15 protein-coding genes are annotated in these 20,345 nt (G+C 59.0%); 8 read left to right on the top strand and 7 right to left on the bottom strand.

Features of this window, described 5'->3' with window-relative positions; genetic code table 11:
* Positions 1 to 29: 29 nt before the first annotated feature.
* From OPC11_RS21660 to OPC11_RS21650, 3 genes are all read left to right on the top strand, one after another.
* A complete protein-coding gene (locus OPC11_RS21660) occupies positions 30 to 1,232 on the top strand; it encodes a hypothetical protein (protein ID WP_264783377.1) in 1,203 nt (400 codons plus the stop codon).
* 8 nt (positions 1,233 to 1,240) lie between these two features.
* Entirely contained in the window at positions 1,241 to 2,239 is a 999-nt protein-coding gene (locus OPC11_RS21655; protein ID WP_264783376.1) for a hypothetical protein, read from the top strand.
* Between the two features lie 414 nt (positions 2,240 to 2,653).
* The gene (locus OPC11_RS21650) at positions 2,654 to 2,884 is read left to right on the top strand and encodes a hypothetical protein (RefSeq protein WP_007981175.1); all 231 of its coding nucleotides are present in this window, start codon (positions 2,654 to 2,656) and stop codon (positions 2,882 to 2,884) included.
* A gap of 33 nt (positions 2,885 to 2,917) precedes the next feature.
* On the opposite strand, the gene glmS is transcribed toward OPC11_RS21650, so the two are convergent.
* From glmS to OPC11_RS21635, 3 genes are all read right to left on the bottom strand, one after another.
* Complete coding sequence (gene glmS / locus OPC11_RS21645; RefSeq protein WP_264783375.1) at positions 2,918 to 4,732, bottom strand: glutamine--fructose-6-phosphate transaminase (isomerizing); 1,815 nt, start codon at positions 4,730 to 4,732, stop codon at positions 2,918 to 2,920.
* 350 nt (positions 4,733 to 5,082) lie between these two features.
* Positions 5,083 to 6,459, bottom strand: a complete 1,377-nt coding sequence (locus OPC11_RS21640; RefSeq protein WP_264783374.1) for a helix-turn-helix domain-containing protein — start codon at positions 6,457 to 6,459, stop codon at positions 5,083 to 5,085.
* A gap of 263 nt (positions 6,460 to 6,722) precedes the next feature.
* Positions 6,723 to 7,298: a hypothetical protein gene (locus OPC11_RS21635; protein WP_007981167.1), complete on the bottom strand. Its 576-nt coding sequence runs from the start codon at positions 7,296 to 7,298 to the stop codon at positions 6,723 to 6,725.
* Positions 7,299 to 7,824: 526 nt separating this feature from the next.
* On the opposite strand from OPC11_RS21635, the gene OPC11_RS21630 reads away from it, so the two are divergent.
* The 5 genes from OPC11_RS21630 (at position 7,825) to OPC11_RS21610 (ending at position 14,248) form a co-directional block, all read left to right on the top strand.
* Positions 7,825 to 9,195 carry a nucleotide sugar dehydrogenase gene (locus tag OPC11_RS21630; RefSeq protein ID WP_007981165.1) on the top strand — a complete coding sequence of 457 codons (1,371 nt, stop codon included), beginning with the start codon at positions 7,825 to 7,827 and terminating at the stop codon, positions 9,193 to 9,195.
* Entirely contained in the window at positions 9,196 to 10,152 is a 957-nt protein-coding gene (locus OPC11_RS21625; RefSeq protein ID WP_264783373.1) for a glycosyltransferase family 2 protein, read from the top strand.
* Positions 10,149 to 11,210, top strand: coding sequence for a DUF354 domain-containing protein (locus tag OPC11_RS21620; RefSeq protein ID WP_069450730.1), 1,062 nt, complete (start codon positions 10,149 to 10,151; stop codon positions 11,208 to 11,210). Before OPC11_RS21625 ends, OPC11_RS21620 begins: the two co-directional genes overlap by 4 nt.
* 44 nt (positions 11,211 to 11,254) lie before the next feature.
* Positions 11,255 to 13,261, top strand: coding sequence for a hypothetical protein (locus tag OPC11_RS21615; protein WP_007981161.1), 2,007 nt, complete (start codon positions 11,255 to 11,257; stop codon positions 13,259 to 13,261).
* A 69-nt stretch (positions 13,262 to 13,330) separates the two neighbouring features.
* Positions 13,331 to 14,248, top strand: coding sequence for an NAD-dependent epimerase/dehydratase family protein (locus OPC11_RS21610; protein WP_007981160.1), 918 nt, complete (start codon positions 13,331 to 13,333; stop codon positions 14,246 to 14,248).
* Between the two features lie 69 nt (positions 14,249 to 14,317).
* Here the strand turns inward: OPC11_RS21610 and OPC11_RS21605 are convergent, their stop codons facing one another.
* The 4 genes from OPC11_RS21605 to OPC11_RS21590 form a co-directional block, all read right to left on the bottom strand.
* Positions 14,318 to 15,556, bottom strand: a complete 1,239-nt coding sequence (locus OPC11_RS21605; protein WP_264783372.1) for a DUF1616 domain-containing protein — start codon at positions 15,554 to 15,556, stop codon at positions 14,318 to 14,320.
* A gap of 45 nt (positions 15,557 to 15,601) precedes the next feature.
* On the bottom strand, positions 15,602 to 17,350 hold the full coding sequence (locus OPC11_RS21600) for an asparagine synthase-related protein (RefSeq protein ID WP_264783371.1): 1,749 nt from the start codon (positions 17,348 to 17,350) through the stop codon (positions 15,602 to 15,604).
* Positions 17,351 to 17,548: 198 nt separating this feature from the next.
* Complete coding sequence (locus OPC11_RS21595; RefSeq protein WP_007981157.1) at positions 17,549 to 19,072, bottom strand: lipopolysaccharide biosynthesis protein; 1,524 nt, start codon at positions 19,070 to 19,072, stop codon at positions 17,549 to 17,551.
* Positions 19,069 to 20,301: a glycosyltransferase gene (locus OPC11_RS21590; RefSeq protein WP_264783370.1), complete on the bottom strand. Its 1,233-nt coding sequence runs from the start codon at positions 20,299 to 20,301 to the stop codon at positions 19,069 to 19,071. The genes OPC11_RS21595 and OPC11_RS21590 overlap by 4 nt, the downstream gene beginning before the upstream one ends.
* Positions 20,302 to 20,345 lie beyond the last annotated feature (44 nt).

Here is a 20,345-nt window from a genome sequence, read left to right as displayed (position 1 = left end):
ATGTTTATACAATAATAAATTGATTAGATATGATGAATAAAAATAGAAAAAATCCAACTAGAAGAAACGTACTGAAAGGGATCGGGACTGGGGCAGCTGCTCTCACTGCGACGGGTTTGAGCGGAACCACTGCTGGTCAGTCGCTTCCGTATAAAACTCTTCGTGGAACGATTCAGGATCCGATTTCGATCGACGAGATCAAATCTATTAGAAAATCTTTTGCGAATAAACACTCGCAGACTGAGAGAGGGGAGCCAAATCATGCCTTCCTTGATCCGTCTGACCCGTTCGGTGACGGACTGATAATCGGCTACAACGTGTTACCTACCGACGGAACGCCGAAAGAGCAGTACGTCGCAATGCCAAACCCCTCAACGAGGGCCAGTGAAGGTACGATAAGTACGGAGTCGACGACAAGGCCGAAGTCAACGAATGAGCGCCTCCACCAGAAAGCCGATGAACTGCTGACCCGGGAACTTCAGACAGCACAAACTGATACCATCACCACCAGTTCGACGTATGATATCGACTGGTCGGATTGGTACAGTTTCGGCAGCACTGACGTCTACTATCAGGGTTTTGATGGAGATGCGGATTATAACACGAAACCCGGTAACGTGGAGTTCACGATCGACATCAGACGCTCCTCTGATAACCCACGAATCGGAGCACGATCTAAAATTCGGATGGAGCCGGGAAGACAGGTGTGTAATGCGGGATACAGCGATTACTGCACTGATGAGGTAGTTCAGACAGGATGGCGCAACCGTCACGCGATCGTCTACCACGACTGGGATCAAAATGTCAACAATACTCCTACCGATGATCTGATCGTCGGAACCGATCCAGCAGGGCAAGTTGACGATATCACTACGACTCGAACCGCAACGTTGAGCCTCAATATCGCGGAGGATCCGTCGTTGACGCTCGGCTACAGCAGTAGTGTGAGTTTCCCAGCCGCTGTGTTGATTGACAAAACAACGAAGAAGACCGGCCGCTCCAAGCATAAGTTCCAAGTCAACAGTCCAACTAGCTACTCATCAAAAAACAATGCTGTGTTTGAGGTCGGAAGCGCAGCGAAATATCAGACGAACTGTGGTGACTTCTACAAACAGCAGTATTTCGAGTTTACTGCCGACTTCATGTGGAGTTTGAAGAACGTCGCTCCGCTTATTGATTGGGTAAACGAGGAAAAACAAAGCAAATCGTTTAGTTACTACACATACTGCTAGTAATCATCATGGTCTCGAAACGACCCTCCAGAAGGACCATACTCGTTAGCGGTGGTACCCTAATTGGTCTCGGAATTGCTGGAAGTTCTATCTGGTCTTTCGGCTCTGACGACGATCAGATTGGACCCGGTGGACTTACGATAGGAACGGTTCCGAAAGGAAGCGATCCGCTCATCTGGGTCGATACGGACGCAGTTAAAACTGCGGCACAGAAAGCGACTGTCAGTACCCTGCTTGATGCGAGTACATTCGATGACCTTCCCGATGTATTCGTGGAAGGGTTTGACGAGAAGTCTCAGTCGGGAATCGATACGAACGATATTGCCGAACTAGTCCTCGTCGGTTCTGACACGCCCACAGATGGTGGTGCAATCGTCTGGGCTGACTGGAGTAAGGGTGATATCGTGGATCTTCTCGGGACAGACCAACAGATAAAGTCCGAGTCGTACGGAGACCATCCCATCCACACAGTTGGCAAAACGAGCGTATCCCTCCTTACTGATACTTCCTTTGCACTCGGAACGACGACAGTAGTCAAAAGTATCGTCGATGCTCGAAACGGAGACGTTGGACCTGTCGGTGGCGATACGCTGGACAAGTTCGAAGGTACTGACCACGGAGCAGTTCGATTCTCGTTCAATCAACTCCCGCTGTCGTGCAAGATTCGGCCTGGACAGCGGTCAGCGGCGTACGACAAAGTCACGCAAGTAGTTGGAGCGACCCCGGCATCAGACGTTGCCATCCGACTCCGTTTGTTTGCCGCTTCGCGTAGCGCTGCGGATAAAGTGGCAACAGCAATCCGGGACGATCTTGGTATCCCTGGTAGTAACGATGATGCCGGAAATCTCGACCGAGAGTACCCTAACGAAGTTACCAACGACATCACCGTTAGACATGAAAGTGACTTCGTTACTATCGAATACGGTGGCGTTGCTGATGATACTGGTAAGCACGTACGTAACATCGTTAAAACCGTCTCGTGTCTCACTCTTTCTCCAGAAAAATAGTACTCGGTTTATCTCTCTACAAACTAGTTCTGGACACTAACTATCCCCTCACAGAGAATATGACGTAGTGACCCTCGATCTGTATCATGACTTCCCATATCTTCACTAGTAAGTAGGATCGTACTCTTTCCTCGCATTTTCTCCATTAGCTTCTTTACGTCTAAGATTTTCCCGGACGCTACCACCGCTCCCCATCTAGACATCGAGAAGGAAATGGATGACAGCTGTCCCAGCCGGCGTCTGCCACGGCGACGATGGGACATTTCTTACTACTAGATGGGACAAGTAATAAGTTTCGGCTCGCCGGATATCGTTTGTTTCAGCCATTTTCACATATCTCTTCTCTGTTCTTTCCTTCCGCCGTGTCCATCGCCTAATCTGACATTCGGTTCCCGGTTTACTCGGTGGATAATAATGGTCGTTCGGGATGATATCTCGATGATGCCCCTTCCCGATTGGAGTACTCGATACCTCTCACTCGGTGTCTTCGGCACGACCGGGGTGGCCATCGCGTGGGTGCTCGACGAGACGGCCGTCATCTACGTCGCGTTCACGACCGTTCTCGCGTTCACGACGCTCGCGCTGTTTCACGCCTATCGACTCCGCACCCAACCACCACGGGGAAAACTAGATCGCATCCCATGACACTACCCACGGCTCCGATACTCCTCGCGTCACCTACTCGACTGTGACGCTCTTCGCCAAGTTGCGCGGTTTGTCTATCGGGCGGCCCAAGTTCTTCGCCGCGTAGTACGAGACCAACTGCAACTGGACGTTTGCGAGGAGTCCCGACCACATGGAGTGCGTGTTCGGGATTTCGAGGAAGTCGTCGGATATCTTCTCCGCGGGATGGTCCGCGTGCGCCACCGAGACGATGGGCGCACCGCGTGCCTGTGCTTCCTCGGCGTTCTGGAGCGTCTTCCTGTCCTTGTCGCCGTTGAACAGCGCGAATACGGGCGTGTCCGGCGTTACGAGCGCGAGCGGCCCGTGTTTCAGTTCTCCGGAGGCGAAGCCCTCCGCGTGTTCGTAGGTGATCTCCTTGAACTTCAGCGCACCTTCCTTGGCGACCGCGTTGTTCAGCCCGCGGCCAATGAAGAAGAACGCCTCGCTGCCGGTGTATCGGCTCGCGATTCGCTTGGCGGCCGTGGAGTCGAGGACCGTTTGGACGTACTCGGGCAGTTTCTGCAACTCCCGAAGCAGTTCCGCTTGGTCGTCCGGTGCACTCACCGCCTCGATATCCTCTGCGAGACGGAGCGAGAGGAGCGAGAGCATGACCGCTTGTGAGGAGAACGTCTTCGTGGCCGCCACGCCGATCTCCGGACCCGCGCGGATGAACAACGCATCGTCGGCTTCGCGGGCCGCGGTCGAACCCATCACGTTCGTCACCGTGACGGTTCGTGCGCCACGCTCTTTCGCCCCGCGGAGCGCACCGAGCGTGTCCGCCGTCTCCCCGCTTTGGGTGACGGCGATGACGAGCGTGTTCTCGGTGATCGAACCGGTTGCCGAATCGACGTACTCGCTGGCACGGAACGCTTGTGCACGTATTCCCGTCTGGTTGAGGAGCTGTTGTCCGTAGAGCGCCGCGTGGTACGACGTTCCGCAGGCGACGAACTGCACGTCGTCGACGTCCTCGAACGTTCCTTCGGGGAAGTCTTCGAGGGTAACCTCGCCGTCCTGCACCCGTCCCTCGATGGTGTTGGTGAGTGCGTTCGGCTGGGTGTTGATCTCTTTGAGCATGTAATGCTCGTAGCCACCCTTTCCGGCGTCTTCGGGGTCCCAATCGATCCGTTCCACGTCCCGCGTGACCATGTTGCCTTCGATGTCGGTCATCGTCACGCCGTTCGGTTCGAGGACGGCGATGTCACCGTCTTCGAAGTACACGACCCTGTCCGTGTGGTCGAGGAAGGCCGGCACGTCGCTGGCGAGGTAATACTCGCCGTTGTCCAGCCCGAGGATGAGCGGCGACCCCTGTCGGGCCGCGTAGATGGCGTGGACGCCATCGACGAGTGCGGCCACCGCGTAGCTTCCTTCGAGGTCACCGATGGTCTTGCGGAACGCATCCTCGATACTGGGCGCATCCTGAAGATAGTATTCGAAGAGATGAGGGATGACTTCCGTGTCGGTGTCGCTCGTGAACTCGTGGCCGTCGCTTTCCAGCCGCTCTTTCAGCTCGGTGTAGTTTTCGATGATGCCGTTGTGGACGACGGCGACGTTTTCCGTCTCGCTCGTGTGCGGGTGGGCGTTTTCGTCGGTCGGCGGGCCGTGTGTGCTCCAGCGCGTGTGGCCGATACCGACGTTCCCCTTCGGGACGCTTCCGACAATGGCGTCTTTCAGCTCCGATATCTGCCCTGAACGCTTGTAGACGGATATCCCCGACCCGTTCTGGACGGCGACTCCAGCGGAATCGTAGCCTCGATATTCGAGGTTTTCGAGTCCCGTCACGAGCTTCGTTATCGCATCACCTTCGCCGATGCGGGCAATGATTCCACACATCCTACGTCTCCTCCGTTCGTCCTGCGGGCTGTTCGTACTGTGGCTCCGGGCCGGTATGCGCTCCCGTATCGCGGACCAAGCCGGAACGAACTGCCGCACGTCCGTCTGGTGTGTCAGGGTAGTTCATGGGTGTATCCTATAGACCCGCCGCCCCAATCGCAGGAGACGACTGGCTCTTGTCTTCGACATTTCGCGCTAACCCCATTACTATAGACTGATTAAGGGGGTATCTTAGCAGGGATGTAAGACGAATGTATGAGTGCTTGCCGCCGTCTCACCGGGTTCAAATGTAATCTCTAATAGCTAAATTCCTCTCCGATATGGGTAGAACTAGTGAAAAATCGGTGGTTTTAGTCACTTTTATGTGGTTTCTCGGATGTGTTGTCCGTGTTTCCGGGTTCCTGTCCGTAGAGGATGACGATGTTTTTCCGCCCGATGTTGATCTTGCTGATCTGCTTTCGATCTTCCATCTTCGAAAGGAGGCGACTCACTTTCGATTTCGACCACCCGGTTCGTTCGATGATTTCTCCCTGTGGAAGCCGTCCGCCGTTCTCGTGTAGGAGTTGCAGCACGCGGTCCGCGTCCGTCGTCACCGTTCCGCTCTGAACCGGTGGCTCCGGTTCGGGTTCGTGACTCGTCTCGTCGCCACCTCCCAACACCATCGGGAGCCAGCTCGTCCCGTTCCGTTGTACCAGCAACACCGTTCCGACGAGTAGACTGAGGAGGACGAGGTACAGACCACCGGTGAGAACGCGACTGTTCGGATTCGTCCCGAAGCGGTGTTCGAATCCGTCGTTCAGACCGTCGCCGTCGGTATCTTTGTTCAGCGGGTCCGTCCCGATCGTGACCTCTTTTCCGTCTTTCAGTCCGTCCCCGTCGGTATCCTGTTTGGTTGGGTCCGTGACGCTTGCGACCTCTTCGCTGTCGCTCAGGTCGTCTCCGTCGGTGTCCTTCTTGACGGGGTCAGTTCCGACGTCCACCTCCGCGATGTCGGTTAGTCCATCGCCGTCGGTGTCCGCCCGACTGACGTTCGTTCCGAGTTCCTGTTCGCGGCCATCGGTCAACCCATCCGCGTCCGTGTCCTTTCGTGTCGGATTCGCGCCGAGGCTTATCTCTTGATTGTCACGGAGTCCGTCGCTGTCCGTATCCGCTTTCGTCGCGTTCGTCCCGTAGTTGTTCACCTCCTCTCCGTCTTCGAGGCCGTCCTTGTCCGAATCCTTGCTCGATACGTTGGTTCCGATTTTGATCTCCTTCTCGTTCGTCAGCCCATCGCCGTCATCGTCTCCCGTTTTCACCATGACGTATACCGAAACAGAGCGCTGTGCGATGACGGTCCCACCGTTTTCGACCGTAACGACGACTGTTTGCGCGCCATTAATCTCCGATGAAACGCTGCCGAACGAGAAGTTGATACGCTCCACCCCGCTCGAGGAGAACGACGCGGCTTGGCACGTCGCGGTGTTCGTGGTGTTGTTGTTCGGCGCACGGAAACTCGTACAGACTTGGTAACTCCCGGAGCGGTTTCCGGTGTACACCGTCACGCTCTGGTTGTGAGGTTCGGATCGCCACAGGTAGGTCGTGTTCGCCCCGGTTTCCGCGACACCCGACCCAGCATACGTTACGCTTTGAATGACGAGTTGGTTACCTGACGGTGTTGCACCGACGGGAGAGCCGGTGGCGAGGAGAAGCAGACAGACGGAGAAGACGGCTAGTTGCCTGTTTGTCATATTGGTGTGAAGTCTAGCACCCTGTTTCGTGCGGTGAACCGTTCTATGTTTGGTATTTCCGCGCTCGGTATTTTTCCTTTGGGGTTGGATTTCTACTGCTTCTACCTTTTGTATTTAGCCTGCCTTACTAGTAGGTTACGACCGATATTTCCCGCCTTTTCGGGAAATATCGTGAATAGAGATGTGTAAACATGAAAAACACTACTTGTATTAGTGCCAAACTAATACGGAAACGTATCCGTTTTCTCCACTTTGTTCGGTCGTTAGGCGAGCCGTTGTCCAAGCGTTAGCGTCCAGAACATCCCGAGAATTGCGAGACCGATCGAGCCGTGCGGGAGCAGTGCGAAGGGTGAAAATCCGAGCGTCGATCCGGCGAGAAGGGTCGCTCCGAGGCCGGATGCACCGAGGTAGTAGCGCTCCCATCGGGTCGGCTCATCGTCGCTCTCGTTATCGGTCGTGTCGTCGGTCGTCGTCGGTTCCAAGTATTCGTACAGCACGTTTGCGGTTTCCGTCTTTGTGACCGTGCCGCGACTCTGGTCGTACTCGATAACCCCTTCTTCGTCGAGTTTCGGCAAGTGGGACTGGTAGAGCGGAATGTACACGCGTTGGCGCTCGCTGGACGTGATCGACTGAACGGTGCTATCGTTCTCCCACGCGGCGACCTGTTCCGCGATGTCGCGCATCGAGACTTGTCCCTCCGTATCGTGGAGGTACCGAAGAACGTTCCGTCGTCGCTCGTTCTGAAGGAGGTGATAGATCTGATCCTCGCTCAGTTCTACGGACGTACTCATATCCGTGGAATTAGACTGTTCTTCGACCTGTTGTGTCGTTGCGCTCATACATGCTGGATTTTCCGGGGAGGTAATAAACGGAGAAGCTACTCCCGGAAGTTGCAGCCAGTTTTTCGCATTGTTCATTTTGATTTTCTTACTTTTCAGACCGTTGTCCCGAGTTTATCCCGGTCCAGTATTGCGATTTCTCACCCACATGTATTTTCATACTAAATGTGACACGGTATCCCTCTCGGACACTGGGTGTCATCTCGGGTACTGGGTAGCATCTCGAACGAGTGTATTCGTATTACGCGCCCGAGACTAGTTCCTTTAGATACTTGTTAGATGCTTGTCTGCGATTCGGAATCTGTTCTTTGCCCCCGTTCCACAATGTACTCGCCCCGAAAAACGGCAATTCTGCGGTACGAGGCCCTTAGTCAGTGTATAATAAAGCCTACAGGGTTTAATGGATTTCAACGAGGATCGCGTCCGACCGGAGAACCGAGGGTAAGCATCTACCTCCTCTTCCCCTCGTGACCGATCTCCGGTGTCGGTCGGTAACGGAGAGCAACCGAATGGAGGACAATCACCCATGAACTCGACGATAGGAGACATCGACAGCCAGCGGGACTACGCTGGAAGTGACCAGAACGACGTAAACGATAGCCGAGAAGCGACGATATGCGTCGTCGGTCTCGGCTACGTTGGACTCCCGTTGGCGGTCGGTTTCGACCAGGAAGGGTACAACGTCGTCGGCTTCGATATCGACGACGGCAAAGTCGAAACCCTTCGCGGCGGCATCGACACGACGGGCGACCTCGGCGACGACGCAATCGCCGAGAGCGAGATCACCTACACGAACGACCCCGAAGAGATCACCCGCGCGGACTACGTGATGATCACGGTTCCGACGCCGGTGGACGAACACGACCAGCCGAACCTCGACTTCGTGAAGGCGGCCGGGCGGACGGTGGGCGACTACATGTCCCCCGACACGACCGTCATTCTCGAATCGACGGTCTTCCCGGGTGCGACCCGAGAAGCCCTCGTCCCTGCAATCGAGGAAGCGTCTGGACTGACGTGCGGCGAGGACTTCTTCGTCGGCTACTCGCCCGAGCGCGCGACGCCGGGCGACCCGGAGCACGGTCTCCGTGACGTGGTGAAAGTCGTCGGCGGAATGAACGACGACGTGCGCGACGACATCGCCGAACTGTACTCGACGGTCATCGACGCGGGTGTCCACAAGGCCGCGTCACTCGAAGTTGCGGAAGCGAGCAAAGTCGTGGAGAACGTCCAGCGCGACTTGAACATCGCCCTCGTGAACGAGTTGGCGATGGCCTTCGACAACATGGACATGGACATCGACACGCGCGCGGTGCTCGAAGCCGCTGGCACGAAGTGGAACTTCCACGACTATCGCCCCGGACTGGTCGGTGGACACTGCATCCCCGTCGACCCGTACTTCTTCATCCACCGGTCCAAGCAGGCCGGATTCTCCCCCAACCTCATCCAAAAGGGGCGCGACGTGAACGAGTCCATGCCCGCTCACGTCTCGAACATGATGATAAAGGAGCTGAATCAGGCCGGGAAAGCGCTCCGGGACAGCCGCGTCCTCATCCTCGGGATGACCTACAAACCGGACGTGGCCGACATCCGAACTTCGAAAGTGGACGGCATCATTCGACAGCTCCGCGAGTTCGACATCGAAACCGTCGGCTACGACCCGCACGGCGACAACGACCTCATGGGCGAGAAGTTCGGGATTCCGATCCTGGAGGACGAGGAGTTCTCCGTCGAGGGATTCGACGGCATCGTCCTCGCGACGCCCCACCACGAGTTCTACGACCTCGACTTGGCGGAGCTCGCGGCGGAGATGAACGACGACCCGTGCTTCGTGGACGTCACGGGCTCGTTCAAGCCGGAGAAAGTAACCGACGCCGGGTTCGCTTACCGGAGGGTGTAGATGTACGAAGGGCACACGATAGGCGTCGTCGTGCCCGCGTACAACGAAGAAGGGTTCGTTGGCGATGTCCTCGACTCGCTTCCCGACTTCGTAGACCGCGTCTATGCTGTTGACGACGCCTCGACTGACGGTACGTGGGACGAAATTAGAGCACACGCGGCAATCGAACGTGCGCCGCGTGCTGGCGAGAGTGACGACACCGACGGACAGGTCGTCGCCATCCAGCACGAAGTGAACAGAGGTGCCGGTGCGGCCATCAAGACGGGGTATCTCGCCGCCCGCGAGGACCAGACCGACATCACCGTCACCATCGACGCGGACGGCCAGATGGACCCCGGTATGATGACGCGGTTTCTCGACCCCATCGTGGCGGGGGACGCGGACTACGCGAAAGGGAACCGCCTTTCGAATCCCGAATTCCGCCACGAGATGCCGCGGTTTCGCCTGCTCGGCAACTGGATGCTGACGTGGCTGACGCGCATCGCCAGCGGCTACTGGGACGTGACGGACCCGCAGAACGGTTACACCGCGATTTCGCTCCCCGCGCTCGAAGCCATCGACCCCGAAGGGATGTACGAGTACTACGGCTACTGCAACGACATCCTCGTGAAACTGAACGTGGCCGGGATGCGCGTGGCGGACGTGGACATGCCCGCGACCTACGGCGACGAGGAGAGTAGCATCGAGTACAACGACTACATTCCGAAGGTGTCGCTCATGCTCCTCAGGAACTTCCTCTGGCGGCTCGGGTCGCGCTATCGCACCCATCCCCTCGGTATCGCCTACCTCGTCGGCATCGTTAGCGGCGTTGTCGGTATCGCGCTCGGCGTTCGGGCCGCTGGCGCGACGCTCACCGGTTCGGAGAGCGACGACGGCCGAAAATCACTCACGTCGCTCGTCGTCGGCGTGGTCGGCATCATCGTCGGGGTCGTTCTCGACCGGAGGGAGAACAAATGAAGGTGTTCGTCACCATTCAGCACCCGGCACACGTTCACTTCTTCCGCAACGCCATCGCGGAACTGGAGGCGGACGACCACGACGTGCACGTCTTCGCCCGCGAGAAGGAGATGGCGGTCGAACTCCTCCGACGATACGATATCAGCCACGAAGTGCTGGCCGGTACCGCCTCGGGGCTCTCACAACTGGCGCGAGTACAGGCGACCTACGAGGCACGCCTGCTCCGCCGCGCGGTCCAGTTGAAGCCCGACGTGATAACCGCTATCGGCGGCGTCGCGGCCGCGCACGTGGCGAAAGTCACGGGTGCACGAAGCGCCATCTTCTACGACACGGAACACGCGAAGCTCATCCAGAACCTCGCGTTCCCGTTCGCGGACGCCGTTTACACCCCTGATTGCTATACGAGAAACGTCGGCTCGAAACAGGTGCGGTATCCCGGGTATCACGAACTCGCGTATCTCCACCCCGACCGTTTCACCCCCGACCCGACGGTGGTCGAAGACCTCGGCCTCGACCCGGACGAGACGTTCACCGTCCTTCGTCTCGTCGAGTGGGGTGCCTCACACGACGTTGGGCAGGGCGGATTCGACGACGTGCGCGACGTAGTAGAGCGGTTGGAGGACGCCGGTTCCGAGGTGCTCATCACCTCGGAGCGGACGCTCCCCTCGTCGCTCGAATCGCGCCGGGCGACCGTTCCGCCTCATCGGATGCACGACCTACTCGCCTTCGCCGACCTGTTCGTCGGCGAGGGTGCGACGATGGCCGCTGAGAGCGCCGTTCTCGGCACCCCGGCAATCTACGTCAACACGCTCACGATGGGATACACGGACGAACTGGACGAGCGCTACGAACTCCTGTTCAACTATCAACAGGAGGACCGACACGCGCGAGCGCTCGAACAAGCAGTCTCCATCCTCGAAGGCGACGCCGACTGGCAGGAACGTCGGCAGCGACTTCTCGACGACAAGGTGGACACGACGGACGTCATTTTGCGTGCGATTACGGGACGTTCCGGGAACGCACGCGGTCGGACGGCGCAGACCGGCGCGGAGGTTTAAATACGATGATGGAACCACGATTCGACGAACGGAGGCACTGATCGATGTTCGGGAGAATGTCCGGCTGGCTGAAACAGCGACGCTTCGACGTTGACGCCGCGATTATCGGCTTCATAATCGCGCTCGGGCTGTTTCCGCTGCGGTTTTTCGCCTCACAGATATACATCAAGACGATTCCCATCGTCCTCGGACTGGGATGTGCGCTCTATCTGCTCGCGGTTCGCAACGACCGCGAGACGATGAACGCGTATCCGTCCGTTTCACAGCCGGTGGCCCAGATACTGCCGACCATCGGTTTCTTAACGATGGCCGCGATGGTCGCCGTCGCGCTGCACGCGGGTCAGCGGTCCCTGCTCTTCCACGTCCTTTCGGGCGCGACGGGGACGCTCATCATGCTGCAAATCCTGTTCGTCGACGACGAGGACTTCCTCCCGTCGCTCCTGCTGGTGCAGATACTCTCACTCGCGTTCGTCATCCGATTCATGGCGGTGTACACCACGCCGTCGTACATCGGAATCGACATCTGGACGCACATGACGCAGTTGGCGGGAGGCGTGCTCGAACAGCACTCCCTGTCCGCGATGAACGGGAACAAACACATCGCGGCACCGCTGTTCCACCTGCTCGTCGCGTCCTCGTCGATGTTGTACGACGTGTCCCTCCGCAACGCGTTGTACCTCTCCATCGGCGTCGTGATGCCCATGACGATAGTGTTCGTCTACGGAGCGACGAAACTGCTCGTCCCGGCTCGATGGGCCGTGTTCGCGGCGATGCTCTACTCCATCGGTGACTATTTCATCGAGTGGGGAATTCACCTCATTCCGACGAGCCACGGCCTGTTGTTCTTCGTCGCCATCGTCTACGCGCTCCTGCGCATTATGCGATTGGAGTACAACGCACGGGACTTCAGCCTGCTCGTGTTCCTCTCCATCGCCATCATCCTCACTCACCAGGTCTCGACGTTCATCATGCTCGTCGTGCTGTTCTCGGGGCTCCTCGCCCAGTTCGTCCTCAAACTGGGACTCTTCCAGACGACCGCGCGTCGGCCGGGCGTGTATCGCAAGCTGGAGCCGGTCAACCTCGCGGGACTGCTCGCGTTCGACGTGGGACTCATCACCTTCATGTGGTCGTTCACCCCGTACAACGGGAACTCGTTCCTCGAAACCGTGCTGTTGTATCTCGAACAGACGCTGGTGTCGAGTGCGGGTCTGTTGAACCTTGCGAGCAACAACTCCCAATACATCTCCCTTCCCGCTCCGACGCTCATGCAGAAAGTGGCGTCGTACGTCGATACGATGGGATTCCTCATCCTGTTCGGGTTGACTGTCGTCGGTTGTCTGTACGTCCTCCGGCGGAAGCGCATCTCGCATTCCGTGTTCACGCTCCTGTTCGCGACCGTCGTGATGACGGGGTTCACACTCGGATTGCCGATGTTCGGCATCCGTAATTTCATCCCGCAGCGATGGTTCGCGTTCCTCTACGCGCCGATGGCCATCCTCGCCGCCCTCGGCGTCGGATATCTCGTCCACAATCTCAACCGAAACGTCGTCGTCGTGGCGTTGCTGGTCGTCGCGCTCGTCTATCCGAGCGTGATGGTGATGTCCAGTCACGGTGCTATCGACAGCCCCGTGTTCAAAGATGAGCAGGCGCGCTTGACGTACACGAAACCGGAAGTCGCCGCCGTCTACACCATCTCGGACATGACCGGGTCTCCCGATTCGGCGAACATCTTGCCGAGTCAGGTGATACACACGGACCACCCGTATCAGACGGTGTTTTCGAGAACGGGGTCGTATCCGGCAGCAGCTGCCAACCTCTCCGCTGACAATCGGGACGGACCGACGGACCACCCGATAACCGTTTACCGTCGGTATCAGTCAACGGGGACGCCGAAGTTCGTCCTCGTGAAGCACGTCACGAAGGACGGCGAGCAGATAACCGCCACCGTTCCCGTTCAGCGGCAGGTGTCACAGCAACAGTTGTGTCGCCCCGACCAGAGCATCCTCTACAACAACGGCGACGTGATGCTCTGTGCCAACCGGACGATATAGACTGACCCCGTTTCTTCCGTTCTCCTAAAGAGAGCAACCCTTTTCTCACATCCTCTTGCATGCTGTACCATGCACGGAAAACGCGTCCTCGTCACCGGGGGTGGCGGATTTATCGGTTCGAATCTCGCCAATCATCTCGCCGAAGAGAACGACGTTATCGCCATCGACGACGGCTATCTCGGAACCGAAGAAAACCTCGATGAGGCGGTCGAATTCCAGGAACGAAGCGTTCTCGAAGACGATTTGCCGACGGACGTGGACGTCGTCTTCCACCTCGCGGCACTGTCTTCCTACGCGATGCACGAGGAGAACCCGACGAAGGGCGTTCGGGTGAACGTCGAGGGATTCGTCAACACCGTCGAACAGGCCCGAAAGGACGGCTGTGATACCGTCGTCTACGCGACCACCTCCTCCATCTACGGAAGCCGAACGGAACCGTCCCCGGAAGATATGGACGTGGAAGCTCGAACCGGCTACGAGGCGTCCAAACTGGCCCGCGAACGATATGCGGAATACTTCGCCCACCACTACGACATGAACATGGCCGGAATGCGGTTTTTCTCCGTCTATCAGGGCTACGGCGGCGCGGAAGAACACAAGGGCGAGTTCGCCAACATCATCGCCCAGTTCGCCGACGACATCGCGAACGGTGACTCGCCGGAGATCTACGGCGACGGCAGTCAGACGCGCGATTTTACGCACGTCTCTGATATCGTCAGCGGTCTCGAACTCGCGGCCGAGAACGAACTCACCGGCGTCTACAACCTCGGTACGGGCGAAAGCTACGACTTCGATACCGTCGTCGAGTACATCAACGAGGAACTCGGAACCGACGTGGAACCGGTGTACGTCGAGAACCCCATCCCGGAGGACGTGTACGTCCACGACACGATGGCCGACGTGAGCAAGTTCACCGAAGCCACCGGCTGGGAACCGGAGATTACCTTCGAGGAAGGCGTCCGTCGCGTCTGCTCCCAGTACCAGTAGTCCGTTTTCTTTCCGTTCGGCCGTCGTTCGAGACGACAGGGGTCAGTTGTGTGAGACGAGTCCCGACCTTTACGAGAAGAAGCCGCCATCGTCGGTAGTCGTCGTAGTGGTAGTCGTCGTAGTGGTTCCCGTCGTAGTGGTCCCCGTCGAAGTCGTGGTGGTGGTCGTCGATGGCGGTTGCGAACTCGTCGACGTCGTTTGCTGTTGTGTCGTTTGCCGACTCGTCGTCTGCTGTTGTGTCGTCCGTTGTTGTTCCGTCGTTTGCCGTTGTGTCGTTTGCTGTTGTTCCGTCGTCTGTTGGTCGTCTCCGCCGTCGCTACTCGTTCCGCTGTCAGCCCCTTGGGTATCGCTTCCCGTATCCGTCTGTTCTGAGAGCCCGCTCCGCGAGGAAACCCACGCGCGAGCCTTCATGTACGGTTCGCCCGACGCAGACCCCTTGTACAGGAGGAGTTGGACGCGGACGTTCTCGCCGGTGAACGCCGGGTCGCCGGTGAGTTTCACCTGCTTTTTCTCCCCGGCATCGACCGTCACCTGCTCTTTGGCGAACTGGGATTGCTTCGTGACCTCTCCCCCATCGACCTGCTGGATGACCGCGACGACGGTGTACTCCGTCCGCTCTCGCTCGTGATTGTGAACGCTGACCGTCACGCCGTCAGCGGCGAGGTCGGTGTCGTACATCGTATTCGTCTTGCTGTTCACGTCGTTCGTGTTGCTCACGTAGAATTCCGTGAACGCCTTCCCCTGTGGTGGGTTGAGCACCGCGAACCCGACGCTCGACGCCAGCAGGAGGAACGCGATTACGATGCCGACGTTCAGCGCTACCGTTACGCCGCTTCCCGAACGGCCGCTCGGATTGAACAGCAAGCCGGGTACCCCGGGCGAATATCGTCGCTCGGCCGGGACGCGCAGTCGCCGTATGAACGCGATAACTCCGAAAATCGCGGTGAACCCGACGATGCCGTACAGAATCGGATGCACGCGAACGCCCCACGGCGTGAAGTTCGAAAGCGCGGCGATCATGGGGACGACGGCGACGCTGAGCGCCGCCGCGAGCGCCACCCGCTCGGGTCCGCCGACGGCGTACGCGGCGTCGTCGTTCCCCGATCCGAACGTCCGTGTTTCGCCCTCGCTGCCCTCCGGGAACAGTGCCGAGATGAGAACGTATCCCGGGAGAAAGACGACGAGCGGGAGTACGAGGGCGACACGTACTCGTCCACCGAGTTCAACATACGCCGCTACTCCGCCGACAGCGGTCAGCATAAGCGCTAGTACGAGGTCGAGAAACCACCAGCGGCTATTCGTACTCATTGACGTGAAAATCGACCTGAGCGGGTTTTATTATACGGCTCCTAATCAGTTCTCCGACCGTACTTCGTCGGCTCCGCGCTGCTTCGACCCCGCGTCGTCGGTTCCCTGTGCCTCGGTCGGCATGTGCAGAACGTCCGTCGGGTTGACCATGTTCTCCGAACACTGCGCGACCCAGCCGACCATATCGTTGATCCGGAGCTTGTGACGCGACGGAAGGTCGTGAATCGTCTCGTTTTCGGGGAACAACCGCTGGTCCAAGTTGTAGCGGTCGTACACCTTCTGTCGGTCGGGCCACGCGGGTTGGAACTCCGTGATGAACGGGAGTTTTCGGCGCACGAACTGCTCCATCTGGGACAAGAACGTCGACGTGTACGGCCGGTCCGGAGGACGGTGACGGAACAGGTCCTCGTCCAGCTGCCGAATCGCTCGGATGAACGTCGACGTGTTCCGGTACTCCGGCGGCGTTTGCAGGTGCCACTCCAGCAGCTCCGTGTCGGCCGCGATGAACGATTCGAGGTAGTTATCCGCGAGGTGGGTCCGCGACGGAATCGTCGGCTGGTTCCGGATGCTGAACAGCGCGAGAGCGTTCTGCACGGAGTCGGTCCGCTTCCAGCAGCGGTCGAACTCCGAATCGATGGCTTGCCGGACGAACTTTCCGGCGGCGTCAGGGTCGGACGTGTACTTCTCCGCGACCTTCCTGCTCCGCTCGGGAAGGTAGCCGAAGTTGTCGAGCGACGCCTCGACCGGGTCGGGGTCCGACTCCATCTTCTTCGTCGGGATGGTCTTTCCGAACAGCTTCAACTCGGTTCGCTTGTGACCGAATCCCTTCAACAGCGTGTCGAACAGCAGGGCGTGATACATCGTGTCCACTTCCATCTCGCTGTTGTAGCCCGCGTGATGGATGTGGATGGACTCCTTGATGCCCTGCGTGTCGCGCACCTTCTGTTCCCCGGGCGTGATGTACCGGTCGTTCGTCACCAGCGTCGTGTGGTCCACGTTGTACTGTTTCGCCAAGCGCCGGGCGACCTTCACTTCCTGTGCGTCCGGCATTCCGACGGTGTAGCTGTGGTCGAGGTCGGGAAGCTGTGACAGCAGCGTCCGCGAATCGTACCCCGCCGACAGCAACAGACCCTTCTTGCCCGGCTGACGCGAACGGAGTCGAATCGCACGCTGCATCCGGTCCGCGAGTTCGCTCGCGTAGTCCATCTCCCGCTCCTCGTAGACGAACCGGTCGAGTTCGCCCGCCTCGTCCGGGGTGAGATAGCCGTCGAACGGCGCGCGGTGGAGCTCGTGAAACAGCGTTTTGTCGCCGAGGACGACGCCCATGTGAAGGAACTCGCCGACCGACTGTCGGCGCATCGTCGGGTTGTCGATGGTCTTTGCGACCTCCGCCGCGTCGGACCCGAACACGCGCACGCCGGGGTCGTCGGTGTAGAAACACTCCCACGACCGGATAGAGTCGGTGAGCACGATGGTGTCCCCGTCGTGTTCGATGAACGCGAGGTACGACCCGTTGAGCGACCTGATGGCGTCCACTCCGTTTTCGGCGTACTGTTCCAACAGCCAGCGGGCGGGTTCGGACCACCCGCGTTTGTTGGGGTACGCCTCTCCCCAGATGATACACGACCCGAGTTCGCCCGAGTACGAGGCACTCCGACCGGGAATTCCGAGTCCCGTATCTCGAATTCCGACGGTCGCAACGTCGCTCGTCACGATATCGTCGAACTCCCGCTCGGAGCGGAACCGTTCGAACTCGTCTCGATCACCGAAGACACCAAATATCTCTTTGTTCATCCTTCGTGCTCCTCCGTTGGGTCTGTGGGCGGTCGCTCCGTGCCACGGCGGCATCGGACTGCGCGCCGATTTCGTCTCGTGCCTTCCTCTCTCGCTCGTGTCACGGTTGGCTCTACTGCTGTCTATAGCGTCAATGAGGGTTAACTATACACAGTATAACATCAGGAAAATTGTGTTTAGGGGCCTCTGAAACCGTTTTCACTCCCCGACAGCACCGACCATCGTCCGGAACACGTCGCGGATTCCGTAGTTCCCCCACAGCTCCATGGTGACGATGGCGGCACCGTACACGACGACGCCCGTTGCGACCATGATTCCGAACTTCGGGATACCGCCGACGGGTACTTTCGTCCCGACGAAGACCACGACCGCTACCATTCCGATGCTCGCCACGAGCGGGTACAACAGGAGGCGAAGGAACTGCCTGTAGCTCCCTTCCACTTCGCGGACGGCGAGGTAGGTCGAAACCGGCTCGGAGAACAGAACGGAGTTGCCGACGATGACCGCGCTCGTTCCGATGACCCCGTACGCCGCGGTCGCCGGGTAGATGGTCAACAGGATGATGGCGAGCTTTCCGACCTGTATCTTGGTGGCGAGGTCGGGTTTGCCGACCGCCTGGAACAGCGGGCCGGTCGTCGCTCCGATGGACCGGAGCAGCCCCCACACCGCGAGCAACTGCATGATGGGAATCGCGGGCACCCACTCCGGACCGAGGAACGCGTGAACGAACGCGGGCGCGACCGCCACGATGCCCGCCGCCAACGGAATCGAGATGAACGTGGTCAGTTGCACCGTCTTGAAGAACGCGCGGCGGAGGTTCGCGGCGTCGTTCTGTAGCTTCGAGTACGTCGGGAAGATGACGCTCGTCAGCACCTTCGTCACTTCGGTCGCCGGGGCGTTCGACACCTTGTACGAGTACTGATAGAGGCCGATAGCGGCGCTGCCGAGCAACCATCCGACGAACACGTCGTCCCCTTCCGTGATGAGGAAGACGATGATTCCCGATGCCGTAATCCACTTTCCGTATCCCACGAGTTCCCGCGTCTGGTCCATATCGATGCTCGGCCACGGGCGGTATCCGTGGAGGACGTACGACAGCGACGTCGCCACCACCACGCCCGCGATGTCGCCGACCACGAGCGACCACACGTTGCCCCAGAGCAACGCCAATCCGATGGTCACGCTCACCGCAGCGACCGCTTTGCCGACGAGGTAGACGAACTGCTTGTCGTAGTCCAAATCCTTGCGGAAGTAGACGATGCCGGGGTTCTGAATCCCGGTTATCAACGGCACCAACGACATCACCTGAATCACCTGCGTCGCTGGCGGTTGCGCGCCGAAGAAGTCCCGCGCGATGTACGGTGCCGCGAGGAACCCGATGGAGGCCAGTATCGCCCCGCGAACCGCCGATAGCGTCCACGCGGTGTCGAGGTACTCGTTGATGTTGTCCTCCTCTTTCTGAATGAGTGCCTGCTTGATGCCGAGGTTCGAAAAGCGGCGCATCGCCGCCAACGTCAACAGCGCGTATGCGACCAACCCGAACTGCACCGGAGTCAGAATGTTGGCGAGCACGACGAGTTTGACCAGTTGCAGGCCGCGTCCGATGACGTTCGCCATCGACGCCCAGATACCGCTCGTCACCGCACGACCCGAGATGTCGTCACCCGGCGTCAACGTCGCTTTCACCCATCGAAGCAGTTCGATCGGCGACCGTCCGCTCATCGTCTCTCCTCCCTCGTGTTCCGCCCGTTCGCGCTCGGTCCAGCCGTCACATCCACCGTTTCGCCGTCCGACGCACCGTCCGCGCCGCCGTCGGTGACCGTTTCCGCCGAACTGCGTACCGTCGCGTCGTACGCATCGCTTTCGGGCAACAGCGTCTCGACCGGCCGGTCGTCGGTCGCCGACCGATACACCGCCGCCGTCCGTTCGCCGACGACATCCCAGTCGAACGACATCGCGCGCTCGCGCGTTTGCCGCCCGATTTCGTCGAGGTCGAGCGTCGGTGCGCGTTTCATCGCCGTCCGAAGGCCGCTCGGGTCGTCAGGGTCGTACAGCAGTTCGGTTTTCGGCCCGAGCACGTCGGGTAGACAGCCGAGTCGCGGCGCGATGACCGGCTTTCCGAACGACATGGCGAGGATGACGCTCCCGGACGTGAGAACGCGCGTAAACGGCAGGACGACCGCATCCGCCGCGTTCATGTACAGCTGAATCTCGTCGTCGGGGATGTAGGTGAAGTCGGTTCGAACGCGGTCGTCGGCCCGGCATCCCCGCGCGAGTTTCGTGCTCTCCTCGCGGTCGTTCGGCGGATTTCCGGCGATGACGAGACGAGCATCCTCGTCGTCGATGGTGCGGAACGTCTCCACCAGTTTCGGGACGTTCTTGTACGACCGCACGTTTCCGAAGAAGAGGTACACAGTCTTTTCGTCCCCCAAACCGAGGCGTTCACGGGCTTCGCCGCGGCTGACCTCGTTTTCGTAACTCCCGACGTAGTTCCCGTGGGAGACGACCGTGATTCGCTCCTCGTGTTCGTCCGGGAGATCGTACGCGCTCATCACACGGTCGCGTGCGGCCGGACTGTGGACGATTATCTCGTCACATTGCCGGGCGAACAGCGCGCGCACGCGCCGTTCGAATCGCGGGAACTGCCGCTCGTGCTGAAGAACGTTGTGAACCGTCCAGACGATGGAGATGCCGAGCAACTTCGAAATCAGCACTTCGAAGGCGAAGCGGACCGCGGCCACATAGCTCCGCGTTCGCGTTCGCCCGATTACGAACTGGTGGAGCCAGTGGAAATGCAACACGTCCGGGTCGTTTCGTGCGACTCCGGAGAGAACGGGAGCGAGGCCGCTAGCACTCCCACGCGAGACGGAGACGCCGTGTGATTCGAGCGCATCCGCCAGCAGCAGTTGGTACGGATTGTCGTCGTGATTCGGAAGAAACAACACGTTCATCGGTGTGATTTTGGATTCCTCTCGTACGCCGTGTGTCGGCAACC

Source organism: Haladaptatus sp. T7, assembly GCF_026008575.1.
GTDB classification, from domain to species: Archaea; Halobacteriota; Halobacteria; order Halobacteriales; family Haladaptataceae; genus Haladaptatus; species Haladaptatus paucihalophilus.
Note: the sequence above shows the minus strand (reverse complement) of the source record. Positions and strands in the feature narration are given on the sequence as shown.